We start from the raw sequence: 20732 nt of genomic DNA on the forward strand, positions 1-20732 counted from the left end.
GTATGAGCTTCACATTGATTTTATTGGCCATTATTGTTGGCCTCCCTTCTGTATATTTGAGTTATCACTCATGTATATTGTACAGAAGTTCTGTATAAAAGTGGAGCTAATGTGCGTATTGATGTCAAGTAGGGCTATCAACTATACAGGTGGGGCCATAAAGAGTATCACTGGTGCTTATGACGCGAAATATTCACAACCGGGACAAACGGTAAAATATTGCCAAATTGATTGATCAAGACCAGCCTTTGCGATTTCCTCTCTTAAAATAGCATCGGATTCTCTAACAAATTCCAATTTGTCTCTAGTTATTGCGCCAACTACCCTAACTCCAAGGCCAGGGCCGGGGAATGGTTGTCTCCAAACCTGTTCATGTGGGAGCCCTAGAGCCTCTCCAACAGCTCTCACTTCATCTTTAAATAACCATTTTACAGGTTCAAGGAGCTGGAAGTCTATGTCTTCTGGTAGTCCACCAACATTATGATGGGATTTTACTACACCCTTATTAGAAACACTTTCGATTATGTCAGGATATATGGTACCCTGAACCAGAAAGTCCATTTTACCTAGTTTCCTTGATTCCTCTTCAAAAACCCTAATAAACTCTTCGCCGATTATTTTACGCTTTCTTTCAGGCTCATCTATGCCATCTAGTTTCTCTAAAAATCTATCTACCGCATTTATTGTAATAAGAGGCATTCCAAACTGTCTTCCAAAAATCTGATCTATTAGTTCAGGCTCACCTTTTCTCATAAGTCCATGATTTACAAACATACATGTTAACTGATTGCCAATAGCCTTATAAACTAGGGCTGCACACACCGAACTGTCAACACCTCCAGATAGTGCACATAAAACTTTTTTATCTCCAACAGTTTCCCTAATCTGCTTAACTGCATCTTCAATAAAGGCATCCACTGTCCAATCACATGTGAACCCACAGACTTTAATAAAACTTTCAATTTCTTCGACGGATTTTAAATTACCCTTTTCTAAAACAGGTACATTTAAAGATTTCACCTTTGATAGATCTGCATCAACTTCATCATCACCTACCACAATCACTGCCTTAGGATTAAGTTTTTCTAAATCCTGGTTATCTGGCTTCACTTCACAGTAAACTTTGGACTGTCTGGCTATTTTTGCCACCTGTTGATTATTATGTGCCCCAAAGTCAACTACTAACAATAGTTCTTTATTCATGGCTTTGCCTCCTGTATTTTTATTTATGTGAAAATTATACTATATAGAATTTTGGTTCGCAATGAATTGCGCCATTATTTCCGCAGCATTCCTTACAAGTTGAGAACACGGCCTTTTCCTGTAATACTCTTTTGTTCGAGGTTCCGGTACCGGACTTTGCCTCTTTTCTTCTAGCCCTAATAGATTCCTGCATATCAAATTCCCGTTTTCTTTTTCAAACTCTTTTGCCAATTGCTGGATTCTCTCATAGTGGTTCTTTTTCCCTTCTCTATCATCAGGGTCAGCATATCCATAAATCATGCCGGCAACCATAAACATTCCGGTTACTGCACCACAAACCTCCCTTAACCTTCCCATTCCTCCACCAAAAGATGAGCTGATTTTAAGAGCTGTTTCCTCATCCATATCATACATGTCACTAAAAGCTAAAAAACAGATTGCGAACAATTATATCCTTTTTCAAAAAGCGCTACAGCTATATCTCCGTACTTCCTATCTTCGTTCATATATCTTTCCTTTCAATTTTTTTCATTATATATCATTTAGCAACCTTTAGCAAAAATAAATGAAAAACCTCACAATCACTTCTAGAAGTAACTGTGAGATTTTACATGATTTTGACTTTATTAGAGACCTATTTTTTTTCCTTCTTCAATTATCTTGTAGTATTTAAGAAAACCTTCTGCATTCTTTATCGAAAATCCGTGGGGACTAATGATCTCAAGCATGAGGTTCGGCTCTGTTACTACACATTTGCAGCTTTGAAATCCAGGCATGTACAAAATATTGTCATTACTGGCTCTAATTAAATTCTTTCCAAAATGCATTTTGTCTATCCTCTTTTCGTTATTGTAATACTTATTCTACCACCATAGAGAGAATATTCCAATAATTATTTACTGACAAAATGTTCTGATTATTGACAATATGTGTTAATGTTATAATTTTTTTAGAAATATCAGCCTCATATTCACTGCCATCTGCACTCTGCATTTTGCTCAGGGTACATTTACACCATTCGGGAGATGTTTGAAGTCACATAAACGAAAATATTACTCTCCGTCTATATTCTCAATTCGAATTTGGTATTCAGGATCATTTTTCTTTTGCCCGCACAAGCTCTATAGCTTCTTTTCCACTCATATGTTCAATGTCAAGTTCAATAAGACATACTTGATCAAATTGATTATCAATTACCTTTAGCCTTCCCTCTTCCTGCATAGGAGAATATCTTTCTGCAATTTTTTCGATGGCATGTCTTTTTTCTACTGGATCAGAAATAATATGTGCTTTCCCAAAGACAATTACACTCCTAAAGTAAGTAGTATACTCTTCCGGTACTATCTGATCTTTATCTATTACACAGAAGGATACTTTTTCATTACTAGTGATAGCATCAACCTTATGACCTGTTTTTGCACAGTGAAAGAATACTTTTTCCTCCTGATACACGTAGCTGAGAGGTACAGAATATGGATATCCATCATCCCCGTGTACTGCCAACACTCCTGATGTTCCATTTTCTAAAACTTTTACACTATCTTCCTTTGATAAGACTTGTTTTATTCGACGCATTTCTCGAAACATATGGTCACCTCTTTCTTTTATTTCTGTGATAAAAATATAACGTCTATTATCCATTCCTTCAAAGGCCTAACGGAACAAATAAAAGACGTTACCCGGCGGTAAATTATTTTTTTCAGTTTACCACATTAATAAATCAAAATCAATAGACGACTGACTATTAGTGCTTTCCACATTCATCTGCATGCTGATGCTCGTGACATACAGATCCAGTTGACTTAAGCTTTCCATCTAAATATGACAATACATTTCCCTTTGCTTCGCCTGCTGCACCAACGATAACTTCGATACCTCTCTCGTTAAAAATATCAATGGCACCGCCACCCATTCCGCCGGAGATAATTACATTAACACCTAATTCGTATAAATAATTAGGTAAAAATCCTGGTTTATGGCCTGGGTTAGGAATAGACTCTTCTTTTACTATTTCTTTATTCTCTACCTCGTAGATGTTAAAATTCTGGCAATGTCCAAAGTGTCCTGCTGTCATCTTTCCTTCACTTGCTACTGCTATCTTCATAATTTTTTCCTCCTATAATCTTCCATTTATAATTTAATTTTTTTCTGACTTATTCATTATTTCCAGAGTGTTTTTTAGAATACTCTGGAGTTCTCTGCCGGCGATACAATCTATCTGGGCAATACTTTTCCTGCTGTTAATGGCCACCGATGCCTTATGATCAAAAGGGATTAGCCCGGCAATCTCTGTTTGATTTTCTTGGCAAAACTTTTTTATTCTCTCAGTGTTCTCTTCATTGATATCATATTTATTTATGCATACCGCATGTTTTACATTAAAAAGTTTTGCTGTTTTTAGGATTCGCTGTAAGTCACTGATTCCAGATACCGTAGGCTCTGTTACAATCAAAACCATATCAACCCCACTGATGGAGGCAATAACAGGACATCCAATCCCGGGAGAGCCATCAATTATAGAAATCTCTTCCTCTCCAACATCCTTCATGCTTTTCTTCACCTCGGTTACAAGCTTGCCCGAAGCCCCAGCTCCCATTTTTAATTTTGCAGTTGCAAAGTTTGAACTTCCGTTATATACAAGAACCTCTCCATTTACAGCCTCTACCATGGTTATGGCCTGAACCGGACAAACATAGGCGCAAACTCCGCAACCTTCACAAGCATAAGGGTCCATGATAATCTTTTCTTTTAATGATATTGCACCAAAATTACAATTATCTTTGCACAAGCCGCACTGAGTGCATTTTGTGTAATTTATACTGGCCTTAGGCAGTCCGTAAAAATCTCTTTTATCCGGTTTCCCCTGCGGAGGCACTGTAATATGAAGATTTGGGGCATCTACATCACAGTCTGCATATGATTTTGATTTAAGTAAATAAATCAACGCAGAAGCCACTGTAGTTTTACCGGTTCCACCCTTTCCACTTAAAATCAAAAGCTTTTTCATTGGCACACCTTCTTTTCCACTATTCCACTTAAGACATTAAATATTCTTTTAGCTTTATCATTTGAATAGTATACTATCTCACCATTAGAATTATCCCTGCCCAAGTCTTTATCAAAAGGTATCTCTGCCACAATATCAATCTTGTTTTCTAGGCAAAAATCTTTACTTGGGTTTTCCTCTTCGGTACATTTATTTAAAACAATACCTAAAGGCTTTTCAAAAACAGTTACAAGCTGGTGTACCATTTCCAGGTTATGCCTACCAAACTCTGTAGGTTCTGCAACCAAGATGCAGTAGTCTACATCCTTTATAGATTCCATTACCATACACCCGCTTCCCGGAGGGCAATCGATAACAGTGTTTCTATTATCAGGTATGCTTCCTAAAAGCTCTTTAATAACAGGCACTCCCGACGCTTCCCCTATATTCATTATCCCTGATAAAAAGTGAGTCTCTCCAGACTTTCCAACTAATACTTCTCCAACTTCTTTTTTCTCTTCAGATACTGCATCATACTTGCAAACTATTTTACAGCCTCCGCAGGGATGACAAATCTCCGGAAAAACAATCGGAGTACCTTTAATAAAAACCAATGCATTAAATCTGCAAAAATCCACACACTCCCTGCATCCTACACACTTTTCTTTATCAAAAGCAGGAAGATATATGGTTACTTTCTTCTTTTCAATAATTTCTGGCTTAAAAAACAATTTGCCATTTGGCTCCTCTACATCACAGTCCACATAGGTGCTCTTTCCTAAGGCCGCTGCCAGATTTACCGCTACAAAGGTTTTTCCGGTTCCTCCTTTACCACTTAAAATAGCTATTTTCATCTTATCATTCCTTTCAAGTCAAAGGCTATTTGGAAAACCCATGGTTATGAAAACCTTCATGAATTTCACTTAGTATTTCTAACTTTCCTTGATTGAATTTTTCTATTTCTTTCTCAACATCTTCTGAAGTTGTCTTATATATTTTTATTTCTGCTGCATCTAAAACAATTGCGGCATTCTGTCCACATCTTGGAGTCAAAACAGCGTCTGCTTTCTTGTCTACAATAAGCTGTGCCGCCTTAGTACCTGCACCTCCCGCTGCATCTGCCGCCGGGTTAACAATAAATTCTCTCTCTTTAGTTTCTAAATCCACCATAAGGAATAATGGCGTTCTTCCAAAAGACACACAAACTGTACCCTTGTCTTCATTTACCGGTATTATTATTTTCATATTTTCCCCTCATTTCATCATCCATTCATCTCATAGCATTATGAGCATATGTTTATTATGATATAATTCTACCACGTTTTGAACATATGTCAATAACCTATTTTATTTTTTCAAAAAAAACACTTTAAACCCTCTAAAAAAAAGAAAAACGCACCAGCAAAAGCTTGTGCGCATAATTAAACTTTTATTTACAATATAATCTTAATCCTACCAGTAAACATCCTTCTACATAATTAAGATTTTTTTCTTCTAGATACTCTATTAATTCCTCACTTTCAGCTCCCGGCTGAATAACAATACACTTAAAATCTTTATTGCATTCTTTCATAAGCTCTAAACCTTTAACAGGATTAATACACAAATCTACAATGTCGATATTGTCATCTATTTCATTTAAAGATTTTAGTTCTTTCCCTACTCCATAAGTGCGGTAACCGTGTTGTTCTAGTCCATCCTTTATTTTGCAAGCATATTTTTCTTCATTAATAGTATTTCCCACTACAGCAAATACTTTTTGGTCCATGATTTCCTTTAATTCCATCTTTTTTCTCCTTGATTAATAATTTTACTTATGCTTCCAACAGTTTTTATTGCAAAATTTACCTCTGCATTTTTTTAGGCAGTCAATTTTTATGGAGCCACATGTTGGGCATGCATACTTACCCTCTTTTATTAACTGTAAATTTTCAAAACTCTCTTTCCATTGGGTGTTGCAATCATCACACATAACGTTACAGATATACCGGGTATAATTACCACCGTCAATATGTATTGCCATACCATTTATAAGACTGTCTGCAATTTTTTTACGTGCAGAAAGTAATATTCTCTGGAAAGTAGGACGTGAAACTTCCATGCGCTCTGCACATTCAGCCTGCTCTAGTCCTTCTAAATCTTTTAGTCTAATAGCTTCAATTTCCTCAACAAGAAGAACACTTACTTCAACACCTTCAATTCCCTCTTCAGATGGGACAAAATAAGGAGCTGCAGGTATTTTTTCAATTTTACGTAATTTTATAGGTCTAGCCATAGTCTTTTCTCCTATTCTTATATGACTATTCCAATGATACCCTAAAATTCGCCTAATTGCAATTCTTTTACGGAACTGCAAAGAAGAAAAAGAGGACCCTTCGAAACGGAAGCTCCTCTTTTCTAAGTTTATATGTATGACTAATGCAAAACTATTTTTTATGCTTCGTAAATGGTTTCACCACCGATAATAGTTTTCAAAACCTTAATGTCCTTTATTTCTGAAATATTACAGTTCATGTAATCGTGATCTATTACTGCGAAATCTGCAAGTTTTCCTTCTTCTATTGAGCCTTTAATATTCTCTTCAAAACAGCCATAAGCGCCATCTAAAGTGTACGCTCTTAAAGCTTCATATCTAGTAAGTGCTTCCTGCGGGTTATATCCTCCTATAGGCTCTTCCTTTATGGTACAACGACTTACCGCATAATATAGAGATTCAAAAGGATTTACAGAGTCAACCGGATAATCTGTGCCTGCTACTATTTTGATGCCTAAATTAAGAGCCTTTCTCCTATTCCATGAATTGTTGTTTGGAATCCTGCATCATAAGCTTTCTTTACTAGGGACTCTAACTCCTCAGAAGACATACGATTGTTGCCCTTGTGACCAGGTCTGTCTGAATAGTCTTCCAATAACCAAGCACTTCTTGCACCTAAAGTTCCATCAGCAAAAATCTTTTGTCCTCTTACTGTTAATCTATCATCATACAATCCTATTTCCGGGCCATTTTTATAGTATTCGTCCAGCAATTCTCCTGGTCTAACATAGACATATGAACGAAGTTTAACTTTGTCTTCTTCGTAGGACTTTTTTAATGCCTTAATCATAGTATCTCCTTGGGCCGGTCCTGCCGGAGATAAAAATCCTGCACCTAAGTCAACAACTGTTGTTATTCCATTCTTAAGATAAGTCTTTTCAATAAGAGGAAGCATGTGCATTACATTATCCACAGTGTATGGTGGAATTATTTTGTCTACGGCTTGTGTAGCTGCATCTGTTAAAACTCCTGTTGCAACTCCCTTTTCATCTCTGATAATTTCTCCACCAAGTGGGTCCTTAGTGTCATCAGTAATTCCGGCAAGTTCCAATGCCTTAGTATTAACCCATAAACAGTGCATGCAAACTCTATACATAACTACAGGATTATCAGGACATACCTTATCTAAATCTTCTCTTGTAGGGAATTGAATATTTCGCGTCATAAGCACCAGTGATAGCCGTACAGCTTTCGTTTGTAGAGTCCAGATGTTCCATTTGCAGCTTTCATGGCAAGTCCCATGCGGATATTTTCGCTTCGGCTCTCATTTTCAGCTTGAGCAAAAGACTCCATCACCGAAATCATAAGATTGCTGTCAACCTCATCGGTATCCAAATTTTCTTCTTCAAATATGATTCTGACTCCTGCTGTCTTCAATCGATTGATTGCTGATAATGTCTCTACAGTATCTCTACCAAATCGACTGATGCTTTTGGTAAGGACAACAGAGATATTGTGCGCTTCACATTCTCTAATCAATCGATCAAATTCTCTACGTGGAACTTCGCCTTTGGCAGACGCAATATCAATAAATACATCTGCCAGCCTCCATTGACTCACATTCGCAACTGCTCTCGTTAAAGCAGAAATCTGTGCTGCGAGGCTATAAAGCTGTTCTTTTTCGTTCGTACTTACTCTGCAGTAGATTCCAACATTCTTGTCCAAGCGGTCATTCCTTGCTGGAATATACCAAATCTTTGAATCCATCAGCTCACCTCCACATTATAATTAGCCTAATTATATTGCAAATTGGTGCCAATGATAAGTAGGCAATACATAACCCTAAAACGCGCAAAAAACCAATATATTGTGTTCGCGTAATTGTTTTTCGCTACATATCGCGTGACATCAATACTACGCACTCAACGTGGCTCGATACCTCGATTATGATGTCAGGTTACCAGGGTAGTCGCTGCCTGTTCGTGGAAACATATCGAGACGATTTTTCGTTTGCGGGAACATATCCATCGGCACGCTTGTACCTATATTATATGCAGCAGGGAATATCGGCTTTTTCGGCAATCGTCTCAACTTGCCGTTTTCACCGTCTCAACTTACCGCAACTGTTGCAAAATCTGCAACAGCTCACACCAACTCATTCGAATTTTCCATGTGTTGCTCACCGTAACGAAGTCATCATGCATATCCATCAAGATGTAGCCTCTATATCAAGCCAAGTCTATCAAGACCACGTTTTTGATACAAAGATTTCTGTAGTAAAAAGGCCGAAAAAGCCCAGCAAATAAAGCATTTTCAGCAGTTCTTCGATAATTCCGGCTCTTCCTGCTCCTGTAAAAAGGTGTTTTTGGACGGGCCGTTACTGCTATTGCTGTCATATTTTCCGGGCCTCCTTTCGGTCGTAATAGGTAAAATTAAAAGTGGAGCAAAATTAAAATGTGTAATAAGCGTTACTCCTCATACGGCTTAACGCTATCTGTTTCTGCATCATACACCGCCAAATAACCAGTGTTATCGTAGTCAGTAGCATACAAATCCACAGTATTGATTTTGGTCTGAGTGTTATATCCGTATTTCAGTTTTCCTGACCAAGCGCTACGATACCATCCATAGCTGGATATTTCTTCTTTCCACCCAGTAATCTGAACATAGAAGCACTCACCATTGTCTGTTGTAAAATTAATCTGATGGTTTTTGTAGGTGCAGGCATTCGCTTGGAGTGTGCCATTTTTGTTAATGTTCCACATATCATCAACTTTAGGAATACCCACATTGGCTAATATCGTTGCAATAGCGTTGGTTTCTTCTTTAGAATAACCAAGCGCATCCAGGCCCTCTATTAGCGAAGTATCCTCGCTTAATTGAGGCACCGAGGTATTCTTAACATTCCCACCACATGCACTCAAGCTAAAAATCATTACCACACATATAAGAAAGATGATTATTTTCTTCACGTTCGTTACCTCCATAAAATTCGTTATTTCTTTTTAGAACTATATTTCTTACTGCTGCGATGCGTACCATCGTCGTCAGTAATGATATTGCTTCGCTTCTTCTTTTCTTCCTGAACAGCCCTGAACTCGCTCTCCGTAATGATCGGCGGATGACATTCTTTCATTTGGAACTCATATTGCTGTGTAGCAGAATCCAAAAGAGTTACCGTGCCTGTGTACTTCTCATTTTCAAGAATCTTCTCTACAGAACGCTTGCTCCACGTTTCTTTACCGGTAGGGGAAGGAATACCTGCGTCTGATAGTTTCTTTATGATACCAAGCACGCTGGCGCCATCCAGATACCATCTGAAAATGTCCCGCACAACCTTAGCCTGTTCATTGTCAATTACAAGGTCCCCATCCTTATTCTTAGAGTAACGGAATTGATTTAGACCACATGTCTCATATTACAAATCCCGTCTCTCAATATATCTATTCTAAATCAGAATGTTAAAAATGACAATATATTTGATGCCTTCTTGCTATTTGTATATGTACTGGGCAGTTTTACCTGCCCTGACCTTACCCAACTATTGTATTCAATATTTCCTTTGCAACCCCAAAATCATATGCATTCGCATTCTCGGGATGCATACGCAACCCGTGAAACGATGCTCCAACTATCAAAGCAAAAGCGCATACAACAAGTGGGATTTTCCAATATTTCTTCATCGTATTTACCTCAACAAACTGTAAGTTGTCGTTCTAATCTACATTTAACAGTATAAACATAATGGGAAATTCGAAGATTAAGAGCCAATAGCAAAGAAACCATCAAACTATTTTTGTAGCGTTGTTAATTCATGAACATTTTCAGCTCCAAACAGTTTTTTAGCTCGTTCGATAATTTGAACAGTCGGCTTGGGATAATATACAACGAGATTATCTTTTGCCCTGGAACAACAAACATAGAAAATCCTCTTAGTTCGTTGTATTATAGATTCTTTTCCAGGAGTTTCTTCGAAGTAATATTTAAAATTGTACATATTCCATTTTCCATTATCCATTATTACCAAAACATTATCAAATTCAGCGCCTTTTATCCCATGCTGCGTTGAATATGGTGAAAAATCATTATAGTATTTGAAATAGGCAAGCACTTGAGACGCAGGCAAGGTCTTAATTTTGTCATACGTTTCAGCATGGTGTTCAATGAATTCATTAAATCGATCATCTTTACGGATTAAATGCTCCTTGTCAAATCCATTTATCAATTCTTCGATACATATGTCAAGATTTTCCGAAAAGTAAGTCAGTGCAGAACTAATTTTCTGCTTATCATCATTTGTTCGTATTTTTCTCTGGATTTCATCAATTACATATGAAAACTCCTTTTTACTGTAGTGAAACAAAACACCTCCGATTTTTAATAAATGCTGGGCTAAACGGTCAGGCTCATTACCAATCAGGCTTTCAGTATATTTATATGCTGCTAACAATTCTGCAAAGCCTAAGCGCATAGCACTTAGCTTATGCGTTAAAAAGAGCACCTTCGTTTCCCGAAAGTCATCAAAGTTCCAGCTCGCTACAAAGTCACTCGTCTTAAATTTTCTCAAATCGAAATCACTATCAGAATATACAAAAATTGCACTGCCGATTTTATTGGCAATAGAACCATCTGGATTTTTCTTTGCAGGACGTTGAGTTATATCAGAACGTACATGATTTAGTAATTCAATTACATTAACAGCACAACGATAATTATCATCTTTGATTATTTCATGAACATCGCCAGCGATGATATAGGACTGAATATTACCAATTCCAGTTGCATAAATGGATTGTAGTTTGTCACCAAAAAACCCAACACACAATGAGCCTTTCGCAGGTGTTTTTATATGCTCCAAAAAGATTTCAATCACCGGCTTCTGTGTATCTTGATACTCGTCTATAAAAATATAGTCATACTTATCACACAATATCTTAGACAGCAGTGGGTATGTTGCAAACATGTGATTTGCGACTTTTAATAGATCATCATGAGAAATAATTCCATGCTCCAAGTCTCGATAATTTTGATACTCTATACAAGAAAAACTTTCTTCATTAATCTCTGCTTCACTAGAATATGATAATCTGCTTTCTTTGTCCGACTTTTCGGCAGAAATCAAAGATAGTACCGTTTGTTTTAAATTCTTTTGATAGTCCTTAATTTCATCCCACAAAAAATCATGAATTGTGGATACGGTAAGCTTTGAATATGGCGACCTTTCTTTAATTTCATCAGCTGCTACATTGGTATAAGTAATACATGCGACACGCGCCTTTGGGTCGTTCTTAAAAACATGATGAAGTGTTTGTATAAGCGTGTAAGTTTTACCACTTCCTGCTCCGCCACTTAGGAGAAAGTTAATCTTGTTATCTAAGCATTGGCTGATTTGATCCATTACTGTGCCAGCCATTCCAATCCCTCCTTAATATATTGTGGAGTGGTCCACCCCTCATTATTTTCACCGCCATACAAAAGAATATCAAGTGCAAATGAAGTTTTGCTGTCAATGCACCGAGCAGCTATTTCGTAATAATCTGGCGGAGTAGTTTGTAAAATGTCTTTGTTCTTTAAGCTAGTAAAGTTATCTATATTATCAACAATGAACTGTAAATTATTATTGATAAAGGCATCTTCAAAACTGCGTGCCTGGTATCCACCTTCTTCTTTTTGAAACAATAATCGTAATTGTCCGTCACTGTCAGCGTTCCATTTTGCTGTAGCACTGTCATAGCTGAAGGTTATTGGTTTTGCAGACAAGTCTACAATCTCATCAAGTTTTTCAAGCTGTGTGAAGAACTTAATGGACGCGTTCGTAGTTGTTGTTCCATCAGAAAATCTACATTTGCACTGCCGACCATTTTCCCCAAGCTTTGCACAATCAAGATCAGTAATAATTAGCGTCTTAATGCCTAAAAATCCCAAGAAAACGGCAAAGATATGTGAATATGCCCCTACCTCAATTATAGAAATATTTTGTGATAAAAGCGGCTCATATTTTGTTGCCCCTGTTTTTTCCGCATCAAGTTTTTTCATCATTGCAGAAAGCAACATTCGTTCGGTGTCGCCCTCAATCAAGATAGCTTTATTGGCAAAGAATAGCTCCGCACGATTCAAAGTCACATATTGCTTTACGAATCTATAAGAACGCTCTTGCTCTGCCTTAGTCGGGGCATCCTGTGCTGTAACCATTTTAGAGTATAGCTTTTTTAAACTGCGAGATTTCACGCTGACTGTCGACTCTCGGTAAAAATATTTGATATCGTTAAAGTCACATTGAGATACAATGTGAGATGAATGTGTACTGATGATGGTTTGCAACGAAAAGTCTTTTCCTGATGTGGCACTATGTTGCTTCAGTATACGCTTTATATTGGTAATAAAAATGTATTGCATTTGTGGGTGCGTATGTGCTTCTGGTTCCTCGATGAAAAGTAGATTTAGCGGGGTGGGGTTTTCGTCTGTCCGATTTTTTTTGGATAATTGGTCCAGCTTAATCCGTAAATTAAATATGATTGCAAACAAATTCAAATATCCCAAACCGTTATAGTCTTCTGGCAACATGGTGTTCTCATGCTTATATTTAACGGTTGTGTTATCTTGGAATATTTTCTTTTCGCTCAATGTTGAAAGAACAGAAAGTTCTGCTTCGTTAGGGTTGTATGACATCTCCGCGATTTCTTTCACAACGGGCTCAAAGAGCTTCTCATATATTTCAGATAAGCTCTCATCGGTATCTTGCAATTGTTTTTGTAGTTCAGGAAACTCCTCTTCCGACGAAACGCTAGCATTATAGTATTTACCAGCCAGTAATGATAATGCGTTGCTGTGTCCCTGCTCATTATCGACATCTCGTTTGGCGCCAATTGTTTGCATTGATATAACAGATCTTACAATATCACCTGAAACTATTTTGAAATTTGTCTCGTTTCCACATTCCAATGCCTTTACGCGCACAGAAAAATATTGATTGATATTGTTACTGATGTAGTAAGAAAAATCACGATTGATGCCTTTTGCCGTATATGAAGCGTAATCGGTCACCAACTTCTGATATTTTTCATATGTCAAAACATATTCAAACAACACAACAAGGCCATGTTTACTGTTATCCAAATCCAACAGGAGGGCAGCGGCATCACCTAGATTGTCTGTTTCTTCATAAGCTATATATAGTTTAAGTGATAGCGCAAGCTCAGTATAGTCTTCAGGTGGCTTTACGCCACCCTCAAGTGCAAGGATAGTTTCTTGTGCCTTAATACTAAAATCCTCAAATGCAAATTCTGGTTTGTTTTCTGAAAGAAATTTTTGCAAAATCGATAAAAACGATGTTTTACCGGAATTGTTTTTCCCTATGACTAAAGAGAGGACATCTTCAAAATCAATATCCATTTCAGTCAACATTCTAAAGTTTCTTATTTGTGCAAACTCCAATTTCATATAATATCCCTCCATCAAAAAACTATTTTTCTATGTGAATTGCACCTAATTGCTACAATAGTCCCCTACAAGTTCCGATTTACAGAGCTGACCATTGTAGTCCTGCGATAAAAATATTATACCACAGGACTACAAATAACAGCTGTATACTTAGACTACCTCTCCCAACCTTTGGATTTCTTTTCCGTAAACTTTGCCATGGCAACTTTTTCTCTGCCGTCCATGAGTCCTCTAAGCGACTGCATGTCATCTTCAGAAAGCGTTATGCCTCTTGACATGTGTTCATGATCCGGATCCCAGTCGCGAATATCGTACTTGGCCGGGCCATCGTTCCAGGAAACAACATTGATTTCCTTCTGCCAGCCGTTCTGATATTTTGCTATTACTCCAACATGCTCTATGACCTCAAATGAGATCTCGTTCCTTTTGTTCTCCATTTTGTTTTCTCCCTTCGTTTTCTTAACGTTCCATTGCTTTTGACATCTTTGAAGACGTGTGATCATCGAGAAGACCTTCTGCCTTGAAGCTCATCATCTGGCCACTCTCACCTGCCACGATGATATGATCCACCATCTTTATATCAAGCATCCTCCCGCATTCAGCAAGCCTTCCGGTGACTTCCCTGTCTTCTGCGCTTGCGATAGGGGTACCTGACGGATGGTTGTGGATCGCGATGAATGCAGCTGCATTTGAAAGTATGCTGCTCTTGAACACCTCTCTCGGACTCACCATAGATGAGTTGAGAGTCCCTACGCTGCAGACATTCATGTTGATCACCTGCCCGTTGGACTTGAGATTCAGTATGGCAAAGACCTCTCTGTCATAGTCCTTCATCTCATTTGCTATCACATCAAGCACGTCCTGCGGCGAGCTTATGGGATCCGCACTGTATAAAGAAGGCTCTTTCACCATGCGGATATTGACCACCTTTATCTCATTTTCTTTCTGCTTCGGCATGTGATGTCACCTCCCGTATATCAAACGACAGCACAGTGCCGTCGGGAAGATCCTCTATGATCTCCTTCACTTCATCAAGGTTCTTTACCTCAATAGTCTTCTCCTTCTCGTCCATAGAACTCGTCCTCCTTTTCTGTTTTCTTTGGCAGATCGTCAGTCCCCTGTCCCAGGTAACTTATGACCTTGTGCTTCTTCACCGCATCCTGCAGCTCCGTTATTATATGGATCTCCGATACCGTCACTCCCTGCATGGACAGTATATCCTGTATGGTGAGTGCTGTAAGCTTCTTCTCAGTGTCCACTTTCATGTCTATCAACCTGTTCAAAGTCCTTACTGTCTGCTTGTCCATTCCCATTCTTTTTTTCACTCCCTTCCTCAAGTATTTTCTTCATGCAGTAACCGCAGAAAGGAGCATCGTGGCTCCTGTATCTGCAGTTATCAGGGCAGTTTTCTTTTCTCATGTCTACCGCCCCGCTTCCATCATTTTCTTTCCATAGTCAGTAAAGGCGTACCAGTTCGTATGATCGAACCTATTGTCATTGAAACAGCCCTTCCTGATATATCCCTTGCCTACAAGGACATTCACGGCATCCTTTGCCATGTGGATGCTGAGATACGGGAACTCTCCCGTCATCATCCTTGCCGAGCATCTGTACCAAAAGCGTCCGTGCCTTTCAAGCACGCCGTCTCCATCGCCGTCATCCTTCAGGTGATCCCAGAGGAATTCTGCGATGACGGCTGCGTTGACTCCGCACTTTACCGCTATGTCATTTCTGAATCCTGTCATTTCATCCTCCTGTTAAAAGAGGCGGCACATAACGCCGCCTCGATACTTTTGCATTACTCTTCTTTGTTGTCATCGCCTGTTTCTGTTCCGTCATCAGCTTTCTTTTTCTTTGAAAGCGCCATGATAGCGGTGCATGCTGCAGCCATTATGATCACGAATATCCAAATGTTTGAATGATCTCCTGTCTGCGGGGTATCTCCCGTTAGCAGCGGCTTAGGGTATTTCACGCTCTGTCCATAGTCATTTATGTCGGAATGCGTCGTTACCTTTATGCCCTGGTGATACAGATCTTCGAAGACTACTACAGTCTTTCCTTCAAGCTTTCTGGAATCGAAAGCATATCTCAGTTCTACAGTACCGTTTGCTTTCTCTGCAGTGAATGTCTTTTCAGCCGTGACTTCTTTTCCATCCACTTTGAGAGGCTTGCCTGTTTCTTTGTTCATGAGCACGCCTTTGACTGTGTACTCTTTTCCCGGCACTAGATTACTGTAGCTTACCGTGTCCACTATGACAGCGGTCTTTTCAACAGTTCCTCTGTGAGTCCCGGTCTTTCCGTCTTTAGCTGTAGTGCGGATCTGCGGGTAGTGGATCGTCTGACCTTCGTCAGTTATGTCTGCATGCATGGTCACTCTGATTCCTTCATACCAGAGCTTCTCGAATACTACTACGCTCTTTCCTTCAAGGCCTTTGGAGTCGAAGGTGAAGCTCATATCCACTGTTCCGCTTTCTGCTTCTGCAGTAAAGGTCTTCTCGGCTGTGACAGTCTTGCCATCCACCTTGAGCGGCTCTTTTGTCGCTTTATCCATAAGAACGCCCTTGACAGTGTAAGTCTTTCCCGCGATGAGGTTGCTGTAGGATACTGTATCAACTATGGTCGTTTTATTTCCTATCGTTCCGAGATTATCCTTTGTCTTTTCATCCATTGCCGTCGTCTTGATCTCAGGATAGTGGATGGACTGACCCTCGTCTGTTATGTCGGAATGAGTCGTAACATTGACATCGCCCATATACAGGTCTTCGAATACTACCGTTGTCTTTCCCTTCAGCGCCTTCGAGTCGAAGATGAACTTCATAGTTACTGTCCCGGACTTTTCCGATGCCGTGAATGTCTTTTCCGATGTCACTTCTTTACCGTCTACCTTTATTGCTTCTCTGGTATCCTTATCCATAAGAACACCTTTGACTGTATAGGTCTTTCCGGCTATGAGGTTGCTGTATGATACTGTATCAACTATGACAGTGTCTTCTCCTGTCACTCCCTGATGATCCTCTGTCTTGATATCCTTTGCTGTCGTCTTGATTTCAGGGTAGTAAATGGTCTGGCCTTCATCAGTCAGATCCGCATGCGATGCGATCTTCAGATCTCCATAGTAGAGCTCCTCGAATACTACAGTTTTCTTTCCCTTGAGAGTCGATGCGTCAAGGTCGTATTCAAGCGTTACCGTCCCTGCGCTTTTCTCTGCAGTGAATTTCATCTCAGACGTGACTGCCTTGCCGTTTACTGTTATCGCTTTTCCTGTGTCCTTGTCCATGAGAGTTCCTTTGACAGTGTATTCTCTTCCCGGAGTCAGCTTCTGGTATGACACGGTATCCGTGAACTTTGAATCCGCATATGTCGTTCCCTGGCTGCTGTCTGTATGGGAATCCTTTGCCTCAGTCTGAAGTCTGATATCCAGCGGTCCAAACTTTACTGTGAAGCTTGCCGTATCCGCTTTGTCTACTGCAAAGAATGCCATGTTCTGTGATCCGCTGTCTGTGATCTTGTATGCGGCGTAGTCCTGCAGGTTCCCCGAAAGAGTCCCTGAAGAATATGTCGTATTTGCTCTGCTGAAATCGGACGTCTTGAGATAAAATGTCTTTCCGCAGTCTATCTCAAGGCTTGTTCCTGCGCTGTATGTCTTGCCGTCCATGACGAGACTCATACCGCTTGGTACTTTATAGTCGACATGATTGTCCTCATGGCCTTTGAGCGTTATGTTGTCGCTCTTGAACTCTCCGTCATCCGTCCATGTCGTAGATGCCGATGATCCGCTAGTCGATGAAAATGATATGGCAGAATCGAATCCTGCCGGATCGTCCAGTGAATTTACGTATGCAGCCGCTGCTTTGACCATGCTCTGATAGGACTCGCTTATCTGTCCGCTTACCACACCGCCGGACCATCCAACGAAAGCCGTGCTCGAATCATACTGGTATGAAAGCAGCACATGCGATAGCAGGTAAAAGTTCATGCCTGAAGCATAGCTGCTGTGCCCGTGGCTTGAAAGCCATGATGCCAGTTTCTTCTGCCCCGGATATCCGTAGCAGTAATACATGGTCTTGGCCACCTTGCTGCTGTCGGACATCGCCGATGCTTTTCTCGATCCTGTGTCCGGAGGCACTTCGTTCGGCTGCAGGCAGTACGCCTGTCTCGTCTTTCCGTTGACTGTCACTGTGTAGTGATGAGCAAGTCCTGATCCTCCGTAGGTATACGACGCGCTGCTCTTGTCAAGTTTGACAGATATGGTATCTGCCGCATACGCATTCTCGGTCCCTGTGAGCATTGCGACCGGCATATATGCTACTGTGATCAGCACTGCCATAAGCGCCGCGAACCATTTTTTCTTTGTGATGCTCATTGATTATTCTCCTTCCGGGCATAAAAAATAGCGCATGCATTTGATGCATAACGCTTTCTCGCTGCCCATATATGTTTTTGTTTTTCCGTAAGTTAACTGCTGGTAGTTACATGAAGTAGGGGTGTGGGGAAGAACGGTCTAAGGTACTCCTCATGTGACCGTCTATCTTCGCATCCCTATCTCTCGTTATCGCGTTCCTTCCTGCTGAGATACCTGCCGTAGTATTCCATTGCTGCTGCAACGAAGTCCTCCCTCTTTGATACAGGAAGATCCTTTGGAAACAGTTCTTTGAACCTGTCTCCTCTGAGGACTATCCTCTCCTTCTGGTTGGGCTTTTCCTCCAGCATTATCGCTTCGATCGCTTCAGGCGTGAGTTTGCCTTCCTCAGACATTTTTCTCATCCTTATCGCCTGTGCATGAGTAGGGGTGCATTGCTCCATCTCTATGCTTTCGCAAAGATCTTTCTGCTGCTCCTTTGGAAGATACGACAGTTCTACAGCCGGTCTAAGAGCTATCTGCCCTTCGTCGACCAGATCAAGAAGCTCCGGTTTCAGTTCAGCCAGGCGGATATATCGCTTGATTTGGCTTGCACTTTCGTTCATTTCATTTGCCAACTTTTCATTAGATCTCGACTTCGGACCCACTGGGACCGAAGTTAAGTCTGTTCTCTGTCCCTGCCTATTCATCGCTTCAAGCCTCATCTTATATGCAAAGGCTTTCTCGCTCGGAAGAATAGTGGTCCTCTGAAAGTTCGATTCCACCATGAATATGGTTGCCTCGTCTCTTGTCATATCCACTACCTCTGAACGAAGCGTCTCTAGGCCCGCAAGTTCGCAGGCTCTCTTCCTTCTGTGACCTGATATTATCTCATATCTACCGTCTTCCTTTTTTCTGAGAGTAGCAGGAGTGATTATCCCGTTTGCCTTTACACTTTCCACGAGATTCATCATGTCCTCGTCATCCTTCACCTTGAAAGGATGCTCCGGAAACGGGTCTATCTGATCCAGAGGTATCTCATATATCTTCTTCAGTTTGGCTTCATCTCTTTCCGCCTGTGTTGAAAATATATCATCTATCCCCGGAAGACCGAAGTCTATCGGTTCTCGCTTTTTCGCCATCCTTAAGCACCTCCCTTGTCAGCTCCGCGTATGCCGCAGCAGGTTTACTGTCCGCGTCATATGAATATATGCTCTCTCCTCTTCCGCTTGCCTCGGCAGCTTTCACTCCCACAGGGATCTGAGCGCTGTATATCCTGATGCCTGCCCCATAGTTCTTTCTGATAGCCTCGATAGTTTCCTTTGCAAGGCTCGTCCTCTGATCTATGAGCGTCATCACGATACCGCCTATCTTCAGATCCGGATTGAGCTGTCTCTGTACCTTCGCTACATTGTACAAAAGCTGCGTCATGCCCTTTGCCGGAAGATACTGTGCCTGTACCGGTATGATGACCTTATCCGCTGCTGTAAGCGCATTGATGGTCAGCATCCCAAGAGACGGCATGCAGTCGATCACGACGTAGTCATAACCGCTTTTCACCTGTCTCAGGTAGTTCTTCAGTACGTTCTCTCTGCTCATGACATTCACAAGACTCAGCTCGAACTGTGACAGCTCGATATTCGACGGAAGCACGTCCATTCCTTCGTTGTGATGGAGTATCCCTTCCTTCGGATCGAACGGTTCATCGTTTCTCACCTTGCTAAGGACCGACACTATGGTCTCATCCAGTGCATCGGTGTTCTTCCATCCAAGGCACGCGCTAAGGTCTGCCTGCGGATCTGCATCGATAAGCAGTACCTTCTTGCCGCTCATTGCGAGTCCTGCTCCAAGGTTCACGGCTGTGGTCGTCTTGCCGACGCCGCCCTTCTGATTACATATAGCTATAACTTCTGCTTGTTTCATCTGGTTCTCCTCCCTTCAGTTTGATATCATCGCGACACGCTTCGCTTTTGAACGCGCCGGATGTATGCCTGCCTGTCGGCAGACTTCTGCAAAAACCAATACGAAAGAAATTCTTATCTAAAAAAAATCAAGATAAAAACTCTGCTTTCTTTCCTTCAAGACTTTTTTCCATCTCTTGTTTTTTTGCAATGATTCTTAAATGCATTTCCATCAGATATTCATCGATCTCATCGGTGTCAAGAAACAAAAGCAGGAAATCCTCATATGCATCGTCATATACCTCATCGAATCCCGAAAGGAGTTCCAGGCGTTCGGTGACATCTTCTCTCCCTGCATAGCGAAATATCTCTCCAAGCATTTTTGTCCCTTCAAAATACGCTTCTCTTCTGTACATGCTGTCTACAAGACACATGAAATGGACTGCCGCTTCAGGATCTATCATTTCTTCCTGTACACAAAACTCAAAATCTTCCACTGCCTCTGCTGCAAGGTGTTCGATCAGCGGACAGTATTCGCTTTCGTCATCCTCTCTGCTGCAAAGCCCTGTCATTATTACTTTTATTGTTTCTTCTGTAGTTTTCATTATC

The 20732-nt window shown here is 40.5% G+C and carries 25 protein-coding genes and 1 pseudogene; all 26 read right to left on the bottom strand.

The window, feature by feature from the left end:
- Positions 1-201 precede the first annotated feature (201 nt).
- Positions 202-948 (bottom strand): annotated as a pseudogene (gene guaA / locus EV211_RS05750) (glutamine-hydrolyzing GMP synthase); the annotation flags it as partial.
- Between the two features lie 294 nt (positions 949-1242).
- A complete protein-coding gene (locus EV211_RS05755; protein WP_456298057.1) occupies positions 1243-1650 on the bottom strand; it encodes a C-GCAxxG-C-C family protein in 408 nt (135 codons plus the stop codon).
- Between the two features lie 179 nt (positions 1651-1829).
- On the bottom strand, positions 1830-2030 hold the full coding sequence (locus EV211_RS05760) for a hypothetical protein (protein WP_133528472.1): 201 nt from the start codon (positions 2028-2030) through the stop codon (positions 1830-1832).
- 268 nt (positions 2031-2298) lie between these two features.
- Positions 2299-2790 carry a pyridoxamine 5'-phosphate oxidase family protein gene (locus EV211_RS05765; RefSeq protein WP_133528473.1) on the bottom strand — a complete coding sequence of 164 codons (492 nt, stop codon included), beginning with the start codon at positions 2788-2790 and terminating at the stop codon, positions 2299-2301.
- Positions 2791-2947: 157 nt separating this feature from the next.
- Entirely contained in the window at positions 2948-3307 is a 360-nt protein-coding gene (locus EV211_RS05770) for a NifB/NifX family molybdenum-iron cluster-binding protein (RefSeq protein WP_330564580.1), read from the bottom strand.
- A gap of 33 nt (positions 3308-3340) precedes the next feature.
- Positions 3341-4210 carry an ATP-binding protein gene (locus EV211_RS05775; protein ID WP_133528475.1) on the bottom strand — a complete coding sequence of 290 codons (870 nt, stop codon included), beginning with the start codon at positions 4208-4210 and terminating at the stop codon, positions 3341-3343.
- Positions 4207-5043 (bottom strand): nucleotide-binding protein, encoded by an 837-nt coding sequence (locus tag EV211_RS05780; RefSeq protein WP_133528476.1) that lies wholly within the window; start codon positions 5041-5043, stop codon positions 4207-4209. Before EV211_RS05780 ends, EV211_RS05775 begins: the two co-directional genes overlap by 4 nt.
- Before the next feature lie 25 nt (positions 5044-5068).
- Positions 5069-5434, bottom strand: a complete 366-nt coding sequence (locus tag EV211_RS05785; protein WP_133528477.1) for a NifB/NifX family molybdenum-iron cluster-binding protein — start codon at positions 5432-5434, stop codon at positions 5069-5071.
- A 184-nt stretch (positions 5435-5618) separates the two neighbouring features.
- Positions 5619-5975: a CoA-binding protein gene (locus EV211_RS05790; protein WP_133528478.1), complete on the bottom strand. Its 357-nt coding sequence runs from the start codon at positions 5973-5975 to the stop codon at positions 5619-5621.
- Between the two features lie 24 nt (positions 5976-5999).
- On the bottom strand, positions 6000-6464 hold the full coding sequence (locus tag EV211_RS05795) for a DUF134 domain-containing protein (RefSeq protein ID WP_133528479.1): 465 nt from the start codon (positions 6462-6464) through the stop codon (positions 6000-6002).
- Positions 6465-6622: 158 nt separating this feature from the next.
- On the bottom strand, positions 6623-7003 hold the full coding sequence (locus EV211_RS11155; protein WP_133528514.1) for an amidohydrolase family protein: 381 nt from the start codon (positions 7001-7003) through the stop codon (positions 6623-6625).
- Positions 6958-7668 carry an amidohydrolase gene (locus tag EV211_RS05805; RefSeq protein WP_133528480.1) on the bottom strand — a complete coding sequence of 237 codons (711 nt, stop codon included), beginning with the start codon at positions 7666-7668 and terminating at the stop codon, positions 6958-6960. Before EV211_RS05805 ends, EV211_RS11155 begins: the two co-directional genes overlap by 46 nt.
- The gene (locus EV211_RS05810; RefSeq protein WP_207667996.1) at positions 7665-8210 is read right to left on the bottom strand and encodes a recombinase family protein; all 546 of its coding nucleotides are present in this window, start codon (positions 8208-8210) and stop codon (positions 7665-7667) included. The genes EV211_RS05805 and EV211_RS05810 overlap by 4 nt, the downstream gene beginning before the upstream one ends.
- Before the next feature lie 701 nt (positions 8211-8911).
- Positions 8912-9415, bottom strand: a complete 504-nt coding sequence (locus EV211_RS05815; protein ID WP_133528482.1) for an LptM family lipoprotein — start codon at positions 9413-9415, stop codon at positions 8912-8914.
- Between the two features lie 23 nt (positions 9416-9438).
- Positions 9439-9801 (bottom strand): recombinase family protein, encoded by a 363-nt coding sequence (locus EV211_RS05820; RefSeq protein WP_133528483.1) that lies wholly within the window; start codon positions 9799-9801, stop codon positions 9439-9441.
- A 432-nt stretch (positions 9802-10233) separates the two neighbouring features.
- Positions 10234-11856 (bottom strand): UvrD-helicase domain-containing protein, encoded by a 1623-nt coding sequence (locus EV211_RS05825; RefSeq protein WP_133528484.1) that lies wholly within the window; start codon positions 11854-11856, stop codon positions 10234-10236.
- Positions 11841-13883 (bottom strand): ATP-dependent nuclease, encoded by a 2043-nt coding sequence (locus EV211_RS05830; protein ID WP_166635382.1) that lies wholly within the window; start codon positions 13881-13883, stop codon positions 11841-11843. The genes EV211_RS05825 and EV211_RS05830 overlap by 16 nt, the downstream gene beginning before the upstream one ends.
- Before the next feature lie 155 nt (positions 13884-14038).
- Positions 14039-14320 (bottom strand): YdbC family protein, encoded by a 282-nt coding sequence (locus EV211_RS05835; RefSeq protein WP_133528486.1) that lies wholly within the window; start codon positions 14318-14320, stop codon positions 14039-14041.
- A gap of 22 nt (positions 14321-14342) precedes the next feature.
- Positions 14343-14840 carry a JAB domain-containing protein gene (locus EV211_RS05840; protein ID WP_133528487.1) on the bottom strand — a complete coding sequence of 166 codons (498 nt, stop codon included), beginning with the start codon at positions 14838-14840 and terminating at the stop codon, positions 14343-14345.
- Positions 14818-14955 (bottom strand): hypothetical protein, encoded by a 138-nt coding sequence (locus EV211_RS10695; protein WP_166635383.1) that lies wholly within the window; start codon positions 14953-14955, stop codon positions 14818-14820. The genes EV211_RS05840 and EV211_RS10695 overlap by 23 nt, the downstream gene beginning before the upstream one ends.
- A complete protein-coding gene (locus tag EV211_RS05845; RefSeq protein WP_133528488.1) occupies positions 14930-15208 on the bottom strand; it encodes a hypothetical protein in 279 nt (92 codons plus the stop codon). The genes EV211_RS10695 and EV211_RS05845 overlap by 26 nt, the downstream gene beginning before the upstream one ends.
- 96 nt (positions 15209-15304) lie before the next feature.
- Positions 15305-15628, bottom strand: a complete 324-nt coding sequence (locus tag EV211_RS05850) for a hypothetical protein (RefSeq protein WP_133528489.1) — start codon at positions 15626-15628, stop codon at positions 15305-15307.
- 53 nt (positions 15629-15681) lie between these two features.
- Positions 15682-18246, bottom strand: coding sequence for a VaFE repeat-containing surface-anchored protein (locus EV211_RS05855; RefSeq protein ID WP_133528490.1), 2565 nt, complete (start codon positions 18244-18246; stop codon positions 15682-15684).
- A gap of 176 nt (positions 18247-18422) precedes the next feature.
- Entirely contained in the window at positions 18423-19364 is a 942-nt protein-coding gene (locus EV211_RS05860; protein ID WP_133528491.1) for a ParB/RepB/Spo0J family partition protein, read from the bottom strand.
- Positions 19315-20145 (bottom strand): ParA family protein, encoded by an 831-nt coding sequence (locus tag EV211_RS05865; RefSeq protein ID WP_133528492.1) that lies wholly within the window; start codon positions 20143-20145, stop codon positions 19315-19317. Before EV211_RS05865 ends, EV211_RS05860 begins: the two co-directional genes overlap by 50 nt.
- A 127-nt stretch (positions 20146-20272) precedes the next feature.
- Entirely contained in the window at positions 20273-20728 is a 456-nt protein-coding gene (locus tag EV211_RS05870) for a hypothetical protein (RefSeq protein WP_133528493.1), read from the bottom strand.
- Positions 20729-20732 lie beyond the last annotated feature (4 nt).

Source organism: Aminicella lysinilytica (assembly GCF_004362975.1).
Taxonomy (GTDB): Bacteria; Bacillota; Clostridia; order Peptostreptococcales; family Anaerovoracaceae; genus Aminicella; species Aminicella lysinilytica.